We start from the raw sequence: 2,319 nt of genomic DNA on the forward strand, positions 1-2,319 counted from the left end.
CTGTTTGGCATCTTCCAGCAGACCTCGGGTGACCTGCAGGGCATCTTCTTCGACAGCCCGATTTCGGCGCAGTACCCGGGCCGTGGCGAATTTCTCGAAGCCTTTGCCAAGAAGATGAGCCGCGCCTCCGAGATCTCGACCATCGACGAGATCGAGCGGCTGTGGTTCGAGCTGCAGCGGGAGATGACCGAGACCGGCAAGATCGTGCGCTTCGAAGCGCCGGTGCTGCTGGCCGACGGCCGCCAGGCCACGCGCGAGGTCATCCGCCTGGGCGCGTTCGACGTCGTGTCGGCCGAGCCGGCCAAATACCTGTCCTGGCGGGGGGAGACCCAGAGCCTGGCCGAGCTCAAGCGCCAGCCGGGCGGCGACACCCTCGACCGCCTCGACGACTACACCTCCAGCGACGACCCGGTCGCGCGCATCGACCTCGACCCGACGGGCGGCTCGCTGCTGGAGCGTCTGGTCGAAGCCCCGGGGCTGGGCGATCGCATCGAGCAGGGCGGTCTGGTCGGCTACGTCATCATGGCGCTGGGCGCGGTGGCGCTGCTGGTGGCGCTGGAGCGCTTGATCAGCCTGTCCATCATCGGCGCCAAGGTCGCGGCGCAGCGGCGCAACATCGACAGCCCGCAAACCGGCAACCCGCTGGGCCGGGTGCTGATGGCCTACCACGAAAACCGGGGAGTGGACGCCGAGACCCTGGAAATGAAGCTGGGCGAGGCCGTGCTCAAGGAACTGCCGAGCCTCAACCGCTTCCTGACCTTCCTGAAAATCATCGCCGTCGCCGCGCCGCTGCTGGGGCTGCTCGGCACCGTCACCGGCATGATCAACACCTTCCAGGCCATCACCCTGTTTGGCACCGGCGATCCCAAGACCATGGCGGGCGGCATCTCCCAGGCCCTGGTCACCACCGTACAGGGCCTGTGCGTGGCGATCCCGACGGTGTTTCTGCACAGCATCTGCTCAACGCGTGCCAAGGCCGTCGTGCACATGCTGCAGGAACAGAGCGCGGGGCTGATCGCGCAATACATGGAAAAAGGCGGGCGCGCGTAAGGGCCGTTGACGTCTCACGTCTCACGACATGGACATCCTGCTCTTAGGCTTCTTCGACATCGTCGAGCGCATCCAGGACTTTCTGGAGGCGGGCGGGCCGGTGCTGATCGCGATCGCCGTGGTCATCTTCATGATGTGGGCGATGTCGGTGGAGCGCTTCGTGTATTTCAAGTGGGTGCTGCCCAAGCAGGAGCGGGCGGTGATCGCGCTGTGGAACCAGCGGTCCGAGCGCTCGAGCTGGCAGGCGCACCAGATCCGCCGCGCGCTGATCGCCGGCATCACCCTCAACGCAAGGCTCTACCTGGCGACGATCAAGACCCTGGTGACCGTCTGCCCGCTGTTCGGGCTGATGGGCACGGTGACCGGCATGATTGCCGTGTTCGACGTCATGGCCTATGCCGGCATGGGCAATCCGCGCTTGATGGCCTCGGGCGTATCGCAGGCGACCATCCCGACCTTGGCCGGCATGGTGGGGGCCCTGTCCGGCATTTTCGTCGTCGTCTGGCTCGAAGCCCAGGTCAAGCAGCGGATCGAGCTTTTGGCCGATCACCTGACGATCGACATCGACGGGAGCCGGGCAGGGTCGCCGGCCGCCCGTCAGGGCGCCGCACCGGCGGGGGTGACATGAAGATCCTGACGCAGCTGCCGCAGGAAGAAGACGACAGCAGCATCGATTTGACGCCGATGCTGGACGTGGTCTTCATCATGCTGATTTTTTTCATCGTCACCGCGAGCTTTCTCAAGGAATCCGGTTTCGAGGTCAACAAGCCGGCGGTGCAGCAGCAGCCGCCGACCGAAGAGAGCCAGAGCATCGTCGTCAAGATCATGGCCGATGGGCAGATCTTCATCGGCCCGCGGCGCGTCGACATCCGCTCGGTGCGCCCCAACATCGAGCGGCTCAAAGCCGAGAAGCCCGACGCCCCGGTGGTCGTGCAGGCACACGCCGAGGCGCGCAACGAGCTCCTGATCAAGGCGATGGACGCGGCAAGACTGGCCGGTGCGGCGGATGTCTCGATCGCGGAGTTGAATTGACATGGACCCATTCAGCGCCGCCCAGCAGCCCGAGGACGACGGCAGCATCGACTTGACGCCGATGCTGGACGTGGTCTTCATCATGCTGATCTTCTTCATCGTCACGGCGAGCTTCATCAAGGAAGCCGGCATCGACGTGACCCGGCCCGAAGCCGAGACCGCGGTCAAGCAGGACCGGGCCAACATCTTCATTGCGCTGTCACCCAATGGCGAGATCTGGATCGACCGCAAGAACGT

General features: G+C 65.2%; 4 protein-coding genes. All 4 read left to right on the top strand.

All coding sequences use genetic code 11. The features are described from left to right. Nucleotides 1-1,050, top strand: a 1,050-nt coding sequence (locus tag ABSH63_RS15595; RefSeq protein WP_352891018.1) for a MotA/TolQ/ExbB proton channel family protein, incomplete at its 5' end; no start/stop codon positions are given. 28 nt (nt 1,051-1,078) lie between these two features. After that, entirely contained in the window at nt 1,079-1,678 is a 600-nt protein-coding gene (locus ABSH63_RS15600; protein ID WP_352891019.1) for a MotA/TolQ/ExbB proton channel family protein, read from the top strand. Continuing rightward, nucleotides 1,675-2,082 carry an ExbD/TolR family protein gene (locus ABSH63_RS15605; protein WP_352891020.1) on the top strand — a complete coding sequence of 136 codons (408 nt, stop codon included), beginning with the start codon at nt 1,675-1,677 and terminating at the stop codon, nt 2,080-2,082. Before ABSH63_RS15600 ends, ABSH63_RS15605 begins: the two co-directional genes overlap by 4 nt. A gap of 1 nt (nt 2,083) precedes the next feature. Next, nucleotides 2,084-2,319 (top strand): ExbD/TolR family protein (locus tag ABSH63_RS15610; protein WP_352891022.1); only part of this gene is annotated, 236 nt, incomplete at its 3' end.

Origin of the sequence: Sinimarinibacterium thermocellulolyticum, assembly GCF_040327995.1 — a bacterium.
Lineage (GTDB): Bacteria > Pseudomonadota > Gammaproteobacteria > Nevskiales > Nevskiaceae > Solimonas > Solimonas thermocellulolyticum.

Bases quoted from the DNA above. Each gene is read 5' to 3' on its own strand.
- ABSH63_RS15605 (WP_352891020.1), top strand. From the start codon at position 1,675: ATGAAGATCCTGACGCAGCTGCCGCAGGAAGAAGACGACAGCAGCATC.
- ABSH63_RS15600 (WP_352891019.1), top strand. From the start codon at position 1,079: ATGGACATCCTGCTCTTAGGCTTCTTCGACATCGTCGAGCGCATCCAG.